Annotated in this window: 14 protein-coding genes; 9 read left to right on the top strand and 5 right to left on the bottom strand. The window is 70.6% G+C overall.

Annotated features, from left to right (window positions below; genetic code table 11):
• The first annotated feature begins 65 nt into the window (after positions 1 to 65).
• Complete coding sequence (locus IEZ21_RS40595; protein ID WP_033324109.1) at positions 66 to 335, top strand: hypothetical protein; 270 nt, start codon at positions 66 to 68, stop codon at positions 333 to 335.
• 99 nt (positions 336 to 434) lie between these two features.
• On the opposite strand, the gene IEZ21_RS40590 is transcribed toward IEZ21_RS40595, so the two are convergent.
• Together IEZ21_RS40590 and IEZ21_RS40585 are read right to left on the bottom strand one after the other, a co-directional pair.
• The gene (locus IEZ21_RS40590) at positions 435 to 1,217 is read right to left on the bottom strand and encodes an ABC transporter permease (protein WP_033324110.1); all 783 of its coding nucleotides are present in this window, start codon (positions 1,215 to 1,217) and stop codon (positions 435 to 437) included.
• Complete coding sequence (locus IEZ21_RS40585; protein WP_189326840.1) at positions 1,214 to 2,170, bottom strand: ATP-binding cassette domain-containing protein; 957 nt, start codon at positions 2,168 to 2,170, stop codon at positions 1,214 to 1,216. Before IEZ21_RS40585 ends, IEZ21_RS40590 begins: the two co-directional genes overlap by 4 nt.
• A 63-nt stretch (positions 2,171 to 2,233) precedes the next feature.
• On the opposite strand from IEZ21_RS40585, the gene IEZ21_RS40580 reads away from it, so the two are divergent.
• Positions 2,234 to 2,947 carry a TetR/AcrR family transcriptional regulator gene (locus tag IEZ21_RS40580; RefSeq protein ID WP_189326839.1) on the top strand — a complete coding sequence of 238 codons (714 nt, stop codon included), beginning with the start codon at positions 2,234 to 2,236 and terminating at the stop codon, positions 2,945 to 2,947.
• A 10-nt stretch (positions 2,948 to 2,957) separates the two neighbouring features.
• On the opposite strand, the gene IEZ21_RS40575 is transcribed toward IEZ21_RS40580, so the two are convergent.
• The 3 genes from IEZ21_RS40575 to hmgA all read right to left on the bottom strand — a co-directional run bounded on the left by IEZ21_RS40575 (position 2,958) and on the right by hmgA (position 6,640).
• A complete protein-coding gene (locus tag IEZ21_RS40575; RefSeq protein WP_189326838.1) occupies positions 2,958 to 4,163 on the bottom strand; it encodes a type ISP restriction/modification enzyme in 1,206 nt (401 codons plus the stop codon).
• Between the two features lie 385 nt (positions 4,164 to 4,548).
• Complete coding sequence (locus IEZ21_RS40570; RefSeq protein WP_189326837.1) at positions 4,549 to 5,295, bottom strand: GntR family transcriptional regulator; 747 nt, start codon at positions 5,293 to 5,295, stop codon at positions 4,549 to 4,551.
• Between the two features lie 28 nt (positions 5,296 to 5,323).
• Positions 5,324 to 6,640 carry a homogentisate 1,2-dioxygenase gene (hmgA, locus tag IEZ21_RS40565; protein ID WP_189326836.1) on the bottom strand — a complete coding sequence of 439 codons (1,317 nt, stop codon included), beginning with the start codon at positions 6,638 to 6,640 and terminating at the stop codon, positions 5,324 to 5,326.
• A 179-nt stretch (positions 6,641 to 6,819) separates the two neighbouring features.
• Between hmgA and IEZ21_RS40560 the strand changes: the two genes are divergently transcribed.
• From IEZ21_RS40560 to IEZ21_RS40530, 7 genes are all read left to right on the top strand, one after another.
• Positions 6,820 to 7,440, top strand: coding sequence for a TetR/AcrR family transcriptional regulator (locus tag IEZ21_RS40560; RefSeq protein ID WP_189326872.1), 621 nt, complete (start codon positions 6,820 to 6,822; stop codon positions 7,438 to 7,440).
• Between the two features lie 128 nt (positions 7,441 to 7,568).
• The gene (locus tag IEZ21_RS40555; RefSeq protein ID WP_189326835.1) at positions 7,569 to 9,824 is read left to right on the top strand and encodes a molybdopterin oxidoreductase family protein; all 2,256 of its coding nucleotides are present in this window, start codon (positions 7,569 to 7,571) and stop codon (positions 9,822 to 9,824) included.
• 122 nt (positions 9,825 to 9,946) lie between these two features.
• Complete coding sequence (locus IEZ21_RS40550) at positions 9,947 to 11,407, top strand: CitMHS family transporter (RefSeq protein WP_189326834.1); 1,461 nt, start codon at positions 9,947 to 9,949, stop codon at positions 11,405 to 11,407.
• A 36-nt stretch (positions 11,408 to 11,443) separates the two neighbouring features.
• Positions 11,444 to 12,679: an MFS transporter gene (locus tag IEZ21_RS40545; RefSeq protein ID WP_246568698.1), complete on the top strand. Its 1,236-nt coding sequence runs from the start codon at positions 11,444 to 11,446 to the stop codon at positions 12,677 to 12,679.
• Positions 12,680 to 12,854: 175 nt separating this feature from the next.
• Positions 12,855 to 14,192, top strand: a complete 1,338-nt coding sequence (locus IEZ21_RS40540) for an ABC transporter ATP-binding protein (protein ID WP_189326833.1) — start codon at positions 12,855 to 12,857, stop codon at positions 14,190 to 14,192.
• Between the two features lie 143 nt (positions 14,193 to 14,335).
• A complete protein-coding gene (locus tag IEZ21_RS40535; RefSeq protein ID WP_189326832.1) occupies positions 14,336 to 15,727 on the top strand; it encodes an aldehyde dehydrogenase family protein in 1,392 nt (463 codons plus the stop codon).
• Between the two features lie 20 nt (positions 15,728 to 15,747).
• On the top strand, positions 15,748 to 16,830 hold the full coding sequence (locus tag IEZ21_RS40530; RefSeq protein ID WP_189326871.1) for a Zn-dependent alcohol dehydrogenase: 1,083 nt from the start codon (positions 15,748 to 15,750) through the stop codon (positions 16,828 to 16,830).
• Positions 16,831 to 16,909 lie beyond the last annotated feature (79 nt).

Raw genomic sequence — 16,909 nt, 5'->3', positions numbered from 1 at the left:
GTGTCATGAGGGAGCGATAGGGTTAACCTGCCCGGGCCGGGTGCCCTCGTATGGGTGGGAGTGACATGGAACAGATAACAGTGCGTGGCAGGGCGCGAGTCCCTGCGATCACCTGCGGGAGCAGCGCGACCAGTTCGCGCCTCGACCGCCATCTCTCGGTGCTGGGTGGCCCCGCCATCCCGCAGGGAGAGACGACCGAGGCGACCTCACTGATGCGTGAGCTCACCGCACGTGATCACACACAGGAGCGCAACAGCAGGCGCGCACGAGTGCGGCGGGTCTCGCTCTTCGCCCCCCTGCGTCGACTGCGCCGATCCCTGTTCGGCGGCCGCTGATCAGCGACCCCGGTCACTGACCGGCAACCGACCCGAACACCTTCGCACCCGCTTCCCACCCGCGGTGCGAACGCATCACGCAGGCACAGGAGTTGACGCTCAGCGTCCGCCGGTCGCGTACCGGCGGACGGCGAGCGGCAGGAACACGGCGATCAGTACCGCGCACCAGGCCAGCGATCCCGCCACCGGATGCGCCACGGGCCAGGCGGCACCCTCCGGCACCGGCGCATTGCCGAACAGATCCCGCACCGCCGTCGTCACCGCACTGATGGGATTCCACTCGGCCGCCGTGCGCAGCCAGCCCGGCAGGTTGTCCGTCGGGATGTACGCATTGGACAGCAGCGGCAGGATGAAGGTCGCCCCGCCCAACTGCCCTGCTGCCTCCTCGCTCTGGGACGCGAGCCCGAGCAGGATCCCGATCCACGTCATCGCGAACCGGAAGAGCATCAGCAAGGCGACGGCCGCCACAGCCTCAGCCGCTGTCCCCTCGATCCGCCAGCCCACCGCGAGCCCGACCAGCAGCAGCGGCACCATCCCCGCAGTGGTCAGCACCAGATCGGACGCCGCCTGGCCGAGCGGCACCGCGGCCCGGCTCATCGGCAGCGTACGGAAGCGGTCCATCACGCCCCGGTGCGAGTCCCGGGCCGCCTCGAACATCCCCGTCATGATCCCGTTCGCCGCGGTCGCCACCAAAAGCCCCGGCACCAGGAATGAGCGGTACTCGGCGCCCGGCATGGCGAGCGCGCTGCCGAATACATAGCCGAAGAACAGCAGCATCGTGATCGGCATCGTCTGAGTGAGAATCAGCAGCCCGGGATTGTGCCGGACCCGCTGAAGCTGCCGGCCGAGCATGGCCGTCGTGTCGTACGCGAGGGCGCTCATGCCACCAGGTCCTTACGGTCGGTCGGGCTGTCGGTCAGTCGCAGGAACACGTCGTCGAGGCTCGGCGGACGCAGGCTCGCGTCGAGCAGCGGCACGCCCGCGGCGTCGAGTTCGCGTACCAGGCGGGGGAGTGTGAGCGTCGGATCGGTGGTGACGGAGCCGACGGCGTGCCGTTCGTGGTCGAAGTGTGGTTCGCCGCCGGTGAGCTGGTCGAGCACGACCGCCGCCTGGGGCATGGCGTCCGCGTGGGCGACGACGACTTCCGCGTACGAGCCGATGAGTGCTTTGAGCGTGGCCGGTGAGCCGCTGTGGGCGACCCTGCCCTCGTCCAGCAGTGCGATGTCGTCGGCCAGTTGATCGGCCTCCTCCAGGTACTGCGTGGTCAGCAGCACCGTCGTACCGTCCGCGGCGAGGTCACGTACCGCTTGCCAGATCTGGTTGCGGCTGGCGGGGTCGAGCCCGGTAGTCGGCTCGTCCAGGAAGAGCACCGCGGGCCGCGTGATCAGGCTTGCGGCCAGATCGAGGCGGCGCCGCATGCCGCCCGAGTAGGTGGACGCGAGCCGGCCCGCGGCTTCGGTGAGCTCGAAGCGGTCGAGGAGGTCGTCGGCGCGGGCGTGCGCCTTCGGGGCGCGGCGCAGCTTCGCGAAGAGCCGCAGGTTCTCCCGCCCCGTGAGGTCGCCGTCGACCGAGGCGAACTGGCCCGTCACACCGATGGCGCGACGGACCGCGTCCGGCTCCCGTACGAGGTCGTGCCCCGCGATCCGCGCGGACCCCGCGTCGGGCCGCAGCAGCGTGGTCAGGACCCGTACGGCCGTGGTCTTGCCCGCGCCGTTCGGTCCGAGCAACCCGCAGACCGTGCCCTCGGCGATCGCGAGGTCCAGCCCCCGGAGAGCGTGGACCTCCCCGAAACGCTTCTCGAGCCCTTCACTAAGTACAGCGTACGTAGAAGTCATGGGTCGACCATAGCGCATTACGTACGGTGTACGTAACTAGGATGGTCACGAGGTGATCGACCCATGGCAGGGCGCAAGGCCGTACCCGAAGTGATCTGGAACCGCCCCGAGCGCACGGGACGCGGTCCGCGTCCCGCGTACACCCGCGTGGACATCGCGGCCGCCGCGGTGCGGATCGCGGACGCGCAAGGGCTGGACGCGGTGTCGATGCGGCATGTGGCGGCCGAGTTGGGCTGCGGCACGATGTCGCTGTACAACTACGTGCCGCGCAAAGAGGACCTGCACGAGCTGATGATCGACGCCATCGGCGCCGAGCACGACTTCAAGGGGCCCTCGGGCGACTGGCGCGCCGACATGCTCCGGAACGCCCATGAGTCCCGCGTCCTCATGCACCGCCATCCCTGGGTGCCGCGTCTGATGTCGGGGGTCTACGGCTTCGGCCCCAACACCCTGCGCTATCTGGAGCACTGCATGGCCTGCCTCGAACCGCTCGACCTCCCGTACGGCACGAAGATGGAGATGGTCGCGTTGCTCAACGGCGTCGTGACGATGTACACCGCGAACGAGCTGGCCACCGCCGAGCGCACCCGCTCCATGCCCTGGTCCGAGGAGGAGGAGAACGCGGTCCGTATCGCCTACCTCGGCAGTCAGGTGGCCACCGGCGAGTACCCGCGGCTGGCCGCGGCGTTCATGGAGGACTCCGGGCCGATCGACCTGGAGGCGGTGTTCGATCGCGCGCTCGGCAGGGTCCTGGACGCGTTCGACCTCAAGCGCTGAACCCTGAGTGCTAGAGCAGTGCGAACTGCCCCTCAGGCCCCTCCTCGTGGTGGTCGAGGACCGAGGCGGGCCTGCGTGCCGCCGCCGGGACCGGGAGCACGCCCGCGCGGCCCAGCTCGGCCGCGGTGACCGGCGCTGTCATGGTCAACTCGGCCCGCTGAGGCGTCAGTTCCGCGAGCAGCGCCAACACCGTGATCAGCTCGAGCAGTTCGGAGGTCCAGGTCTGGGGCCACGTGGCAGGGCGGATCGCCTCCAGCGTGCCGGGCTCCGGGGGAGCGGTCCGGGTGGTGAACCACTGGTCCAGGACCCGGGCGCCTCCCACCTCGAAGTCCCAGGCGGCGGGCGGTACGGGGGAGATGCGGCCCTCGTCGAGGTGGAGGGTCTCCTCGTCGCGGTCGTAGTGGAGTTCGAGAGGGCGGGCGGGGAGCGGGGCGCGTACGTACGGGCGCCGCCCGCCGGGGAGTTTGGGACGGTCGCCGTCGCGGCGCATCAGCCTGAGCATGCGGTGGCCCAACTCGGTGCCGTATGCCCAGAGTTCGGGGGCGGCGGTGAGCGGGACGGCGCAACCGCCGGGGCCCGTCCGCGCCACCGCCACCGTCCAGGCGAGGACGTCGAGCGGGGCGGGGGAGTGGCCCAGGCGTTTGGCGAGGTGGTCCACGAGGCCGGGCGCGAGGTTCGGTTCGAGGCCGCCGGGGCGGCGGTACAGGGGGTGGATGCGGCCGGGGCGGGCCGCGGGGGCGTTCTTCGGCTGCCGCGGCTGCGGCGGGAGCACGGGCAGCGCGGACGCGACGAGCAGCGCGGGCCCCTCTGGCGCGGGCGCCTGCTCGACGGCGAACACCTGCCGCTCGTCCGCCACCCGCCACAGCTCCGGGCGGGCCGCGTCGATCAGCCGGTGGTCCGGTATCAGCCACTGCTCGTCGAACGGCCCGTGCAACACGCGTACGGGCTCCGCGCAGGGCCCCGACGCACGGGCCAGCCGACCCGTTCCACTGGACTGGCCCGGCAGTTGTGCCACCGCCGAGTGCAGGTTCCGCGCGCGCGTGACGCCGAACAAAGCCTCCCGGTCGGGCCCTTCGGCCTTCACAAAGGCGTCCCAACGCGCTTTCAGGGACGCCGCATCGGGCGCCGTCGGCCACCCCCGGCCCAGCCGAGGCGGTGCGACGGACCACGGCATGAGGTCCGCGAGCAGCGGAGCGTCGTGCGTCACGCTCGGCATGGTACGACGTGCCTCCGGCGGTTGAGCAGGTTGCCTACGGCGGTTGGGCGGGTGCGGGGTTCGTTGTGGCTGGTCGCGCCGTTCCCCGCGCCCCTGGGGTCCGTGCGTGAGTCGGGGTCGTGGGCCGGTGCGTCAGCCCGTCGCAGGCCGGGCATACGGCCCTGGCCTGGTACAAGGCCCTGGTCCTCCGAGACAGAACCTAAGCGACGGGCATACGACGCACCGGCCCACGCCCCCTCCCGCCGGAGGGAAGCTGCGGGCAGTTGAGGGTGCGGGCTTACCCAGGGCGCGGGGAGCCGCAGGCTTTTGCTTTTCAGGGGCGCGGGGAACTGCGCGACCAGCCACAACGAACCCGCAGCTTCAAACCGCACCCAGCGCGGAGCGCCTACGCATCGAGCGTGACCGTGAACGAGAAGCGGTCCCCCCGGTAATGGATGACCGCCACATCCAGCACCTGGCCGGATTCACCATGGGCGACACCCGTGTAACGCAGGATCGGGCTGAGCAGCGGCACCTCAAGCAGCCGAGCCGTCTCCGGATCGGCCAGCCGCGCCTCGACGGTGTCGGTGATGCGGCTGATCCGCATACCGACAACGTCCCGCAGCACCTTCGTCATCGGCCAGCGGGCCAGATCGTCCAGGTCGATGCGCTCGGCCAGTTCGGGCCGCACGTAGTTGCGGGCGTGGTTCGTCGGCTCACCGGTCTTCTCGTCGCTGCGCAGCCGGTGATACGTCGCCACCTCGGCCAACTCCGGGAAGTACTCGGCGAGTTCGGCCGACACGGGCGCCGTGCCGTGGCCGAGCAGCTGAGTCGTCATGCCCGACTGCTGGGCCACGATCGCGTCCACCGAACCCAGCAGCCGCACGGGCGCGCCCCGCCTGGCGCTCGGCTCGATGAACGTGCCGCGCCGGCGATGGCGGGTGATCAGGCCCTCGTCCTCCAGTTCCTTGAGCGCCTGCCGCATGGTCAGCACGCTCACCCCGTAGTGCCCCGCCAGTTGTTCCTCGGTGGGCAGGCGCAGTGGGTCCTCCGGCGAGCGCCCGAGTATCGAGGCGCGCAGGGACTGCGACACCTGATACCAGAGCGGCAGTTTGCGGTTCAGGACGATCGAGTCCGGGGCGAATGAGGTCACGAAGGTATCCGTACCGGTCAACGGGCGTTCAGTGCAACGGGCCGAAGTGACGTTCGAGGCCCTGCCACACATCGTCGTACGCGCGTTGCAGGTGTTCCGCTCGTGCCGCCTGTGCCGTGAGGGTCACCGGCCAGCGCGTCTCGAACATGAAGGCCAGGCCGTCGTCGACCTTCTGCGGACGCAGCTCGGCGGCGCTCGCGCGGTCGAAGGTCTCCCGGTCGGGCCCGTGCGCCGACATCATGTTGTGCAGCGAACCCCCGCCCGGAACAAAGCCTTCCGCCTTCGCGTCGTACGCGCCCTCGATGAGCCCCATGTACTCGCTCATCACGTTCCGGTGGAAGTACGGCGGCCGGAAGGTGTCCTCGCCGACCAGCCAGCGCGGCGCGAAGACGACGCAGTCGACGCTCGCGAGGCCCGGCGTGTCCGTCGGCGAGGTCAGGACCGTGAAGATCGACGGGTCCGGGTGGTCGTAGCTGATGGAGCCGAGCACATTGAAACGGCGCAGGTCGTAGACGTACGGCAGATGGGTGCCGTGCCAGGCGACGACATCGAGCGGCGAGTGGTCGTACGTCGCGGTCCACAGGTTCCCGCAGAACTTGTTCACCACCTCCACCGGGCCCTCGACGTCCTCGTACGCGGCGACGGGCGCCCGGAAGTCCCGTGCGTTGGCAAGGCCGTTGGCGCCGATCGGGCCGAGCTCGGGGAGCTGGAAGGGGGCTCCGTAGTTCTCGCACACATAGCCGCGTACGACGTCGTCAAGGAGCTCCACACGGAAGCGCACCCCACGCGGAATCAGCGCCACATGCCCGGGCTCCGCATGCAGCAGTCCGAACTCGGTGCGCAGCAGCAGCCCGCCGCGCTCCGGCACGATCAGCAGCTCGCCGTCGGCGTCGCTGAACACGCGCCGCATCGAGGAGTTGGCGTGATAGAGGTGCACGGCCGTGCCGGTGCGCTGCGTGGCGTCGCCGTTGCCGCCGAGGGTCCACAGGCCCCGTACGAAATCCGTGCCCGGCTCGGGCTCCGGCAGGGGGTTCCAGCGCAGCCGGTTCGGGTCGGGCGCCGTCTCCGTGAAGGGCGCCGTGCGGAGAGTGCCGTTGTCGGTGCGGGCGAAGGCCGGGTGGGCGGCGGACGGGCGGATCCGGTACAGCCACGAGCGGCGGTTGTACGCCCTCGGTTCCGTGAACGCCGAACCGCTCAGCTGCTCCGCGTACAGCCCGAGCGGTGCGCGCTGCGGCGAGTTGCGGCCGATCGGCAGCGCGCCCGGCACCGCCTCCGAACTGTGCTCATTGCCGAATCCCGAGAGGTACGTCAATGCCTCGGCGGTCTTCCGCGCGTCCCCGTTCATGGTCGCTCCCTTGCGCCCTCGCTCCTGATTCCTATGTAACACCGTAGGATTCAGGATTTCCCTTCGCAAGACGTGGGTGAGGCGAACGGCGCGATCACGCCGACCCCGCAGGTGAGCGGGCAAGGCGCAGACCGGCGTACTGGGGGGCGCGGTTCCCCGAACCTCGGCGGAAAGGCATGATGATGCCTGTGCCCCAAGCGACCTCGCTGCGCCGCGCTCCCGTTCAGCGCCGGAGCGCGGAACGACTGACCAGGATCCTCGACGCCTGCGCCGACCTCCTCGACGAGGTGGGCTACGACGCCCTCAGCACCCGAGCCGTCGCCGTGCGCGCCGGCGTCCCCATCGGCTCCGTGTACCGCTTCTTCGGCAACAAGCGCGCCATGGCCGACGCACTCGCCCAGCGCAACCTCGACCGCTATGCCGAGCGCGTCACCCACCGCCTCGAAGCGGCCGGCGGGGAGGGAGGCTGGCGCGCGGCCATGGACGCCGTGCTCGAGGAGTACCTCGTCATGAAGCGCACCGCGCCCGGCTTCGCCCTCGTCGACTTCGGCAACCAGATACCCGTAGGCACCCGCGACGCCGAACCCAACACCCGCGTCGCCGACCGCCTGACCGACATGCTCTCCGCCTACCTCGACCGCGAACCCGACGACGACCTCCGCCGCACCTTCCTGGTTGCCGTCGAGGCCGCCGACACCCTCGTCCAACTCGCCTTCCGTCTCGACCCGTCGGGCGACGAACGGATCATCGAGGAGACGCGGGAACTGCTGCGGTCGTACCTGGCGCGAGTGCTCGACTGAAGCGCGATCCGCAGCTGAAGGGCACGGGAGTGTCCGAAGCGACTCTCGCGGGACTCCCCAGATGACATACCGGTCGGTATGCTCGACGCCAGTTCGCGTGCCGACGTCGCCACCCCTCCGGAGGACCCGTGTCCACCACCACCGACTCCCGCACCGCCCTGCGCATCTGCCCCCTGTGCGAAGCCACCTGCGGCCTGACGCTCACCATCGAGGGCACCCGGGTGACCGGCGCCCGAGGTGACCGCGCCGACGTGTTCAGCCAGGGGTTCATCTGCCCGAAGGGCGCCTCCTTCGGAGCCGTGGACGCGGACCCCGACCGGCTGCGTACGCCTCTGGTGCGCAAGGACGGTGAACTGCGCGAGGCGACCTGGGACGAGGCGTTCGACGCGGTCGCGGCAGGGCTGCGGCCCATCGTCGAGACGTACGGACCGCACGCCCTCGGCGTCGTCCTGGGCAACCCGAACGTCCACACCATGGCCGGCGCCCTCTACCCGACCGTCCTGCTCGGCGCCCTCGGCACCCGCAGCATCTTCACCGCGTCCACGCTCGACCAGATGCCCAAGCACGTATCCAGCGGGCTCCTCTTCGGCGACGCGAACGCGATCCCCGTACCCGACCTCGACCGCACCGACCACCTCCTCCTGATCGGCGCCAACCCCCTGGAATCCAACGGAAGTCTGTGCACCGCACCCGACTTCCCCGGCAAGCTCAGGGCCCTCAAGGCACGCGGCGGCACCCTCACCGTGATCGACCCACGCCGCACCCGTACCGCCAAACTCGCCGACCGGCACGTCTCGATCCGCCCCGGCACCGATGCGCTGCTGCTCGCGGCCATGGCGTACGTCCTCTTCGAGGAGAAGCTCACCGATCTCGGCGAACTCGCCGAGCTGGTGCAGGGACTCGATGAAATCCCCGACGCGCTACGGGACTTCACCCCCGAAGCCGCCGCCGGGGCATGCGACGTGGACGCCGCTACGATCCGTACGCTCGCCCGCGAACTGGCCGCCGCGCCCACCGCCGCCGTCTACGGCCGCATCGGCAGCTGCACGGTCCCGCACGGCACTCTGGCCAGCTGGCTCGTCGACGTGCTGAACATCCTCACCGGCAACCTCGACCGGCCCGGCGGCGCCCTCTTCCCGCAGGCCGCCACCGACAAGACGCCCCGCCCCGCCGGACCCGGCCGCGGCTTCGCCCTCGGCCGCTGGCACAGCAGGGTCAGCCGCCACCCGGAAGCCAAGGGCGAACTGCCCATCGCGGCGCTCGCCGAGGAGATCGACACCGCCACCGCCGAGGGCGAACCCGTCCGCGCCCTCATCGCCATCGCCGCGAACCCCGTCCTGTCCGCGCCCGACGGCGACCGCCTCGACAAGGCCCTCGGCTCGCTCGACTTCATGGTCAGCGTCGACCCGTACCTGAACGAGACCTCACGCCACGCCCACGTCGTGCTGCCCCCGCCCCCGCCCTCGCAGAGCCCGCACCACGACTTCGCCTTCAACGCCCTCGCCGTACGCAACCAGGTCCGCTACACCCGCGCCGCCGTCCCCCTCGAACCCGGCCGCATGGCCGAGACCGAGATCCTCGCCCGGCTCGTCCTCGCCGCGACCGGCATGCACGGCGCCGATCCCTCCGCCGTGGACGCCATGGTCATCGACCAGACCCTCGGCAAGGCCGTCAAGGAACCGCACTCCCCGGTGCACGGCCGCGACCCCCACGAGCTCGCCGCCGCACTCACCGGCGACAACGGCCCCGAGCGACGGCTCGACATGATGCTGCGCCTCGGCCCGTACGGCGACGGATTCGGCGTACGACCGGAAGGGCTGAACCTGGACAAGCTGCTGGACCAGCCGCACGGCATCGACCTCGGCCCCCTCCAGCCGCGCCTGCCCCAGCCCCTCAAGACCCGCAGCGGACGCGTAGAGCTACTGCCGCAGCCGATCGCCGACGACCTGCCACGCCTCAGGGACGCTCTGCGCCGGCGCCCCGACGGCCTCGTCCTCGTCGGCCGCCGTCATCTGCGCTCCAACAACAGCTGGATGCACAACATCCCCGCCCTCACCGGCGGTACGAACCGCTGCACCGTCCACATCCATCCCGACGACGCCGCACGTCTCGGGATCGCGGACGGGGACGCCGTACGGATCAAGGGCGCCGGGGGAGAGGTGACGGCTCCGGCCGAGGTCACCGACGGCATCCGGCGCGGGGTCGTGAGCCTCCCGCACGGCTGGGGTCACGACCGGCCGGGCACCCGTATGAACCACGCCGCCGCCGAGCCCGGAGTCAACGTCAACCAGCTTCTCGACGGCTCTCTGCTCGACCCGCTGTCGGGCAATGCGGTCCTCAATGGCATACCCGTCGAGGTCGCGCCAACAGGGACAACGCCCTGACCAGTAGTTTTGCGCTTATTGCTCTCGCGTCAACATCTTGTTAACGCTTCCACGAGCGCCCTAACGTCGCCCCAACCGCCGGCCCTGGTGGCTGTTCAAGGGCGAACGTTAGGTATCCACTCATGCTGACCATCCTCGGCTTCGCCATGATCGCGACCTTCCTGGTCCTGATCATGATGAAGAAGATGTCGCCGATCGCGGCGCTCGTACTGATCCCGGCACTCTTCTGTGTGTTCGTCGGAAAGGGTGCCCATCTCGGCGACTACGTCATCGAGGGAGTGGGCCAACTCGCGCCCACCGCCGCGATGCTGATGTTCGCCATCGTGTACTTCGGCGTCATGATCGACGTCGGGCTCTTCGACCCGATCGTGCGGGGCATCCTGAAGTTCTGCAAGGCCGACCCCCTGCGCATCGTCGTCGGTACGGCCCTGCTCGCCGCGATCGTCTCGCTCGACGGCGACGGCTCGACCACCTTCATGATCACGGTCTCGGCGATGTACCCGCTCTACAAGCGCCTCAAGATGAGCCTGGTCGTGATGACCGGCGTCGCCGCCACCGCCAACGGCGTCATGAACACCCTGCCCTGGGGCGGCCCCACCGCCCGCGCCGCCACCGCGCTCAAGCTCGACGCCGGCGACATCTTCGTCCCGATGATCCCGGCCCTCGCCGTCGGCCTGCTCTTCGTCATCTTCCTCTCGTACGTACTCGGCCTCCGCGAGCGCAAGCGGCTCGGCGTGCTGAGCCTCGACGAGGTCCTGGAGACGGAGAAGGGCATCCTGGAGAAGGAGGAGCAGCCGGAGACGGAGACGGTGCTGGTCGGCGCCGGTGCCGGTTCCGCCGGCTCTGGTGACGGCAAGGGCCGTACGGGCAAGACCACCGGTGGCGCGGGCTCCGGAACGGACGCCTCCGAGGCCGCGGGCGACGACGAGGACGACGTACGACTCCAGGGCCTGGACCCCAACCGCCCGACGCTGCGCCCCAAGCTGTACTGGTTCAACGCGCTGCTCACGGTGGCCCTGCTCACCGCCATGATCATGGAATGGCTGCCGATCCCGGTCCTGTTCATCCTCGGCGCCGCGCTCGCGCTCACTGTCAACTTCCCGCACATGCCCGACCAGAAGGCCCGCCTCGGCGCCCACGCCGAGAACGTGCTCAACGTCTCCGGGATGGTCTTCGCCGCCGCCGTCTTCACCGGCGTCCTCCAGGGCACCGGCATGGTCGACTCCATGGCGAAGTGGCTCGTCGACGGCATCCCCGAGGGCATGGGCCCGCACATGGCGATCGTCACCGGCTTCCTGAGCCTGCCGCTCACGTACTTCATGTCGAACGACGGCTTCTACTTCGGAGTCCTGCCGGTCCTCGCCGAGGCCGGCGCCGCACACGGGGTCTCGCCGCTGGAGATCGCCCGCGCCTCGCTCGTCGGCCAGCCGCTGCACATGTCCAGCCCGCTCGTGCCCGCCGTATACGTCCTCGTGGGGATGGCGAAGGTGGAGTTCGGCGACCACACCAAGTTCGTGGTCAAGTGGGCTGCGCTCACTTCCCTCGTGGTACTCGGAGCGGGAATCCTGTTCGGAATCATCTGATCCCCTTCTTCCGACCCCCATCTCTTGGAGGACACCGTGAAGCCCGGTGGGAACCGCGGCTGGCTGCTCCGCCTCGTCATCGCCTTCAGCTTCGCGCAGGGGGCGGTGTCGATGGCCCGGCCCGCCGTCTCCTACCGGGCCCTCGCGCTGGGCGCGGACGAGCGTGCGATCGGTGTGATCGCGGGCGTGTACGCGCTGCTGCCGCTGTTCGTCGCCGTACCCCTGGGCCGCAGGACCGACCAGGGCCGGTGCGCGCCCCTGCTGCCCATCGGCGTCGTACTGATCGCGGGCGGCTGCGCCCTCAGCGGCATAGCGAACTCGCTGCTCGCGATGGCGGCGTGGAGCGGGGTGATGGGCCTCGGTCACCTCTGCTTCGTGATCGGCGCCCAGTCGATCGTGGCCCGCCAGTCCGCCCCGCACGAACAGGACCGCAACTTCGGCCACTTCACCATCGGCGCCTCCCTCGGACAGCTGGTCGGACCGATCGCCGCGGGCGCCCTGATCGGCGGCCCCGACATGGCGGGCACCAGCGCACTGGCGCTGCTCGTCGCGGGCGCGGGAGCCGCGGTCGCGTTCACCTCGCTGTGGCGTATCGAGCACCGTAGGCCGGGCAAGTCCCGTACGCCGCAAGGGGAACGCGTCCCCATACATCGCATCCTGCGCACCCGGGGCGTACCCGCGGGCATCTTCATCAGCCTCGCCGTCCTCTCGGCGACGGACATCCTCACCGCGTACCTTCCGGTGGTCGGCGAGCACCGCGGCATCCCGCCGTCCGTCATCGGCCTGCTGCTGAGCCTGCGCGCGGCGGCGACGATCGCCTGCCGCCTGGTGATCACACCGATGCTGCGCCTGCTCGGCCGAGCCGCCCTTCTCGCCACGACCTGTCTGCTGGGGGCCGTGCTGTGCGCGGGCATCGCGCTGCCGGTCCCGGTCTGGGCGCTTGCCCTGATCCTCGCGGCACTCGGCTTCTGCCTGGGCGTGGGCCAGCCCTTGTCCATGACGACGGTGGTCCAGGCGGCCCCCGAGGACGCCCGCTCCACAGCCCTCGCCCTGCGCCTGACCGGCAACCGCCTGGGCCAGGTCGCCGCACCGGCCGCGGCGGGCCTTGTGGCGGGAGTCGCGGGGGTGGCGGCGCCGTTCGTGATGCTCGGCGCGCTGCTGGTGATCGCGTCGGGGCTGGGGCTGCGGCAGGGGCGTACGGCTGCCGGGTCCGAACCGGAAGAGGAACGTGCCGGGCGTACGTCGTCCACACCGCACCCCGAGAGACGCTGATCCGGCGCACAGTGAGCGCGCTCCATGCGGAAGACGAATCTCCTCTTCCGCGTGGCCGACAACCGGCCTGTATCAATCCCTCCGCTGCTCTTCCCCAGCGCATACGCAGTCCGTTAGCTTCCGTGACTCTCACGACTTATCCGCGCAAGAGCACCGGAAGCCCCGGGAGCACCGCATGACACGCGCCATTTCTCTGAAGAGTGTCAGCAAGTCGTACCTGCGCGGCACTCGCGCGGTGGAGCAGTTGTCGCTCGACATCAGGCCCGGCGAGTTCCTCGTCCTGCTCGGCCCTTCGGGCTGCGGCAAGTCGACCGTGCTGAGAATGATCGCCGGACTGGAGGAGCCCACCGAGGGCGAGGTGTACCTCGACGGCGAGTACGCCACCGACCTGCAGCCCAGCGAGCGCAACATGGCCATGGTCTTCCAGAACTTCGCCCTGTACCCGACCATGACGAGCCGCGGGAACATCGGCTTCCCGCTGCGCCTGGAGGCCCGCGGGGAGGACCCCGCCCCGCGCGTGGACGCCACGGCCCGGATGCTCGGCATCCAGGACCTGCTGGGCCGCTATCCCGGCCAGCTGTCCGGCGGCGAACGCCAGCGGGTCGCCATGGGGCGTGCCATCGTCCGGAACCCGTCCGCCTTTCTGATGGACGAGCCGCTGTCCAACCTCGACGCCAAGCTCCGCAATCACCTGCGGGCCGAAATCTCCAGGATCACCAGGGAGCTGGGCGCCACCACGGTGTACGTCACCCACGACCAGGCCGAGGCGATGTCGCTCGGCGACCGGGTCGCGGTGCTGCGCGGTGGCATCCTCCAGCAGGTGGACACCCCGCGCAGGGTCTACGCGCTGCCCGTGAACGTCTTCGTCGCCGCGTTCATCGGCACCCCGCGGATCAACCTGCTGCGCGGCGTCGTCCGCGCGCCGCTCGACGGAGCGATGTCGATCAGCCTCGGCCGCCAGGCGCTGCGGCTGCCCGAACCCCTGTGCCTGGACCACCAGTTGCTGCGGGTCCAGCAGGGCCGCGAGGTCATCGTCGGCCTGCGCTCGGAAGCCGTACGCCTGGCCCCGCGCTCCGCGGCCGGACCCGGCGAGGTGCCGATCAGCGGCCTGGTGGAGCACGTCGAGTACCAGGGGCACGAGGTGCTGGTGCACTTCAACACCGGCTCGCAGCCCGCCGTCGTACCGGAACTGGAGGCGCCCCGCCCGCAACAGCCCGGGCGCCGCCGCAGGGAGAGTCCGGTGGGCGTGCTCGGCCGGCTGAGGGAACGCGCGGGCTCCCTGCGGGCCGGACCCGTGGTCACCCTGGACCGCGACCGCGACGCGTACGCGTCCGCCGAGGAGCGACTGCCCACCGACACAGGCGATCTGGTGGTGCGCACCACCCCCGACCATGACCTCCGTCACGGCATGCAGGTTCCCCTCCTGGTCGACATCGACCACCTCTTCGTCTTCGACCAGCACGGGGAGCGCATCTCCCCGGCCCCGGAGCACCTGCCGGACCTGGGGGAGTGAAAACGGTCGCCGCGGATCCCCACCGCGCCTGCGAGCCGATTCGGGTGTACTCCTGAGCACGTGAGGGCTCAGCCGCCCCTGGCGTATGAAAACTAACACCGCTAGTTTGGGCGGCGGACGACGGAACAGCCCGGGAGGAAGCCATGAAGGCCCACGACGGCATGTACATCGGCGGCGAGTGGCGCGACGCTGCCGGCACGGATACCGGCATCGCGGTGGTGAACCCCGCCGACGAGCAACTCATCGCCACGGTTCCCGCGGGCACCGCCGAGGACATCGATACCGCCGTACGCGCCGCCCGCGCCGCACTTCCCGGCTGGGCGGCGACCGAGCCCGCCGAACGCGGGGCCCGCCTGGCGGCCCTGCGGGACATCCTCGTCGCCCGCAAGGACGAGATCGCCGAAACCGTCACCGCCGAACTCGGTTCGCCGCTGCCGTTCTCGCAGAGGGTGCAGGTGGGGCTGCCGATCCTGGTGACGGGTTCGTACGCCGAACTGGCCGCCACGTACGCCTTCGAGGAGAAGGTGGGCAACTCGACCGTCTGCCTGGAGCCCGTCGGAGTGGTCGGCGCGATCACGCCGTGGAACTACCCGCTGCACCAGATCGTCAACAAGGTCGCCCCCGCGCTGGCCGCGGGCTGCACGATCGTCCTCAAGCCCGCGGAGGACACCCCGCTGACCGCCCAGCTCTTCGCCGAGGCGGTACACGAAGCGGGCGTACCGGCCGGCGTCTTCAACCTGGTCACCGGCCTCGGCCCGGTCGCGGGCCAGGCCCTCGCCGAACACCCCGGTGTGGACCTGGTCTCCTTCACCGGCTCCACGGCGGTCGGCAGGCAGATCGGCGCGACCGCGGGCGCGGCCGTGAAACGGGTCGCCCTCGAACTCGGCGGCAAGTCCGCCAACGTCATCCTGCCGAGCGCCGACCTCGCCAAGGCGGTCAACGTCGGCGTGGCCAACGTGATGTCCAACTCCGGCCAGACCTGCAGCGCCTGGACCCGCATGCTGGTGCACACCTCGCGATACGACGAGGCGGTCGAACTGGCCGCCGACGCCGCCGCGAAGTACGGCGACCGCATCGGCCCACTCGTCAACGCCAAGCAGCAGCAGCGCGTGCGCGGCTATATCGAGAAGGGCGTCGCGGAGGGCGCGCGGCTGGTCGCGGGCGGCCCCGAATCCCCACGCGAACAGGGCTACTTCGTCAGCCCCACCGTCTTCGCCGACGTGACTCCGGAGATGACGATCGCCCAGGAGGAGATCTTCGGACCCGTCCTGTCGATCCTCCGGTACGAGAACGAGGCGGACGCCCTGCGCATCGCCAACGGCACGGTGTACGGGCTCGCCGGCGCGGTATGGGCGGGCGACGAGACCGAGGCGGTCGCCTTCGCACGCCAACTGGACACCGGGCAGGTGGACATCAACGGCGGGCGCTTCAACCACCTTGCGCCGTTCGGCGGTTACAAGCAGTCGGGCGTGGGCCGGGAACTGGGCTCACACGGGCTCGCCGAGTACCTCCAGACCAAGTCCCTCCAGTTCTGAGGAGCGCCGACGTGGCTGACGTGGTTCGCGCTGCCGTACTGCCCGCCGTAGGTGCTCCGCTGGAGATCACCGAGATCGAGCTGCCGGAGCCCGGCCCCGGGCAGGTGCGGGTGCGCCTCGCCGCCGCCGGGGTCTGCCACTCCGACCTGTCACTGTCCGACGGCACCATGAGGGTGCCGGTACCCGCCGTGCTCGGTCACGAGGGCGCGGGCACGGTCGTCTCCGTCGGCGAGGAAGTCACGCATGTCGCGCCCGGCGACGACGTCGTGCTCAACTGGGCGCCTTCCTGCGGGAGTTGCCACGCCTGTTCGCTCGGCGAGGTGTGGCTGTGCGCGAATGCGCTGACGGGAGCGGGGGCCGTGTACGCCCGGCGCTCCTCCGACGGAACGGACCTGTATCCCGGTCTCAACGTCGCCGCGTTCGCCGAGGAGACCGTGGTGGCCGCCGGATGCGTGCTGCCCGCGCCGGCCGGGATTCCGCTCACCGACGCGGCCCTGCTCGGCTGCGCCGTGCTCACCGGGTACGGGGCCGTCCATCACTCGGCCCGCGTTCAACCGGGCGAGTCCGTCGCCGTGTTCGGGGCCGGCGGAGTCGGTCTCGCCGCGCTCCAGGCCGCGCGGGTCGCGGGCGCGTCGACGATCGTCGCGGTCGACGTGTCGCCCGCGAAGGAGTCCCTCGCACGCGAGGCCGGAGCGACGGAGTACCTCGTCGCCTCCGAGAACACGGCCCGTGAGATCCGCGCCCTCACCGGCAAACAGGGCGTCGACGTGGCCGTCGAGTGCGTGGGCCGCGCCGTCACGATCCGTACCGCCTGGGAATCCACCCGCCGCGGCGGCCGCACGACGGTCGTCGGCATCGGCGGCAAGGACCAGCAGGTCACCTTCAACGCCCTGGAGCTCTTCCACTGGGGCCGAACCCTGTCGGGCTGCGTATACGGCAACTCCGACCCGTCCCGCGACCTCCCGATCCTGGCCGACCACATCCGCGCGGGCCGCCTCGACCTGAGCACGCTGGTGACGGAACGGATCGCCCTGGAGGGGATCCCGGCGGCGTTCGACAACATGGTGGCGGGCAAGGGCGGACGGGCGTTGGTGGTGTTCTAAAGGCGAGGCGACCCACGGGACAACCCGTGCGTGCACGACCGTTGACCTCCATACCGTCCGGTCGGTACGTTCCCCCGAA

This window comes from Streptomyces flaveus (assembly GCF_014647675.1).
Lineage (GTDB): Bacteria > Actinomycetota > Actinomycetes > Streptomycetales > Streptomycetaceae > Streptomyces > Streptomyces flaveus.
Note: the sequence above shows the minus strand (reverse complement) of the source record. Positions and strands in the feature narration are given on the sequence as shown.

What these genes read in the sequence shown, in the direction of transcription:
- IEZ21_RS40590 (WP_033324110.1), bottom strand. Translation starts at nt 1,217, where the DNA reads ATGAGCGCCCTCGCGTACGACACGACGGCCATGCTCGGCCGGCAGCTT.
- hmgA (WP_189326836.1), bottom strand. Translation starts at nt 6,640, where the DNA reads ATGAACGGGGACGCGCGGAAGACCGCCGAGGCATTGACGTACCTCTCG.
- IEZ21_RS40595 (WP_033324109.1), top strand. Translation starts at nt 66, where the DNA reads ATGGAACAGATAACAGTGCGTGGCAGGGCGCGAGTCCCTGCGATCACC.
- IEZ21_RS40560 (WP_189326872.1), top strand. Translation starts at nt 6,820, where the DNA reads ATGATGCCTGTGCCCCAAGCGACCTCGCTGCGCCGCGCTCCCGTTCAG.
- IEZ21_RS40540 (WP_189326833.1), top strand. Translation starts at nt 12,855, where the DNA reads ATGACACGCGCCATTTCTCTGAAGAGTGTCAGCAAGTCGTACCTGCGC.
- IEZ21_RS40575 (WP_189326838.1), bottom strand. Translation starts at nt 4,163, where the DNA reads ATGCCGAGCGTGACGCACGACGCTCCGCTGCTCGCGGACCTCATGCCG.
- IEZ21_RS40550 (WP_189326834.1), top strand. Translation starts at nt 9,947, where the DNA reads ATGCTGACCATCCTCGGCTTCGCCATGATCGCGACCTTCCTGGTCCTG.
- IEZ21_RS40535 (WP_189326832.1), top strand. Translation starts at nt 14,336, where the DNA reads ATGAAGGCCCACGACGGCATGTACATCGGCGGCGAGTGGCGCGACGCT.
- IEZ21_RS40580 (WP_189326839.1), top strand. Translation starts at nt 2,234, where the DNA reads ATGGCAGGGCGCAAGGCCGTACCCGAAGTGATCTGGAACCGCCCCGAG.
- IEZ21_RS40585 (WP_189326840.1), bottom strand. Translation starts at nt 2,170, where the DNA reads ATGACTTCTACGTACGCTGTACTTAGTGAAGGGCTCGAGAAGCGTTTC.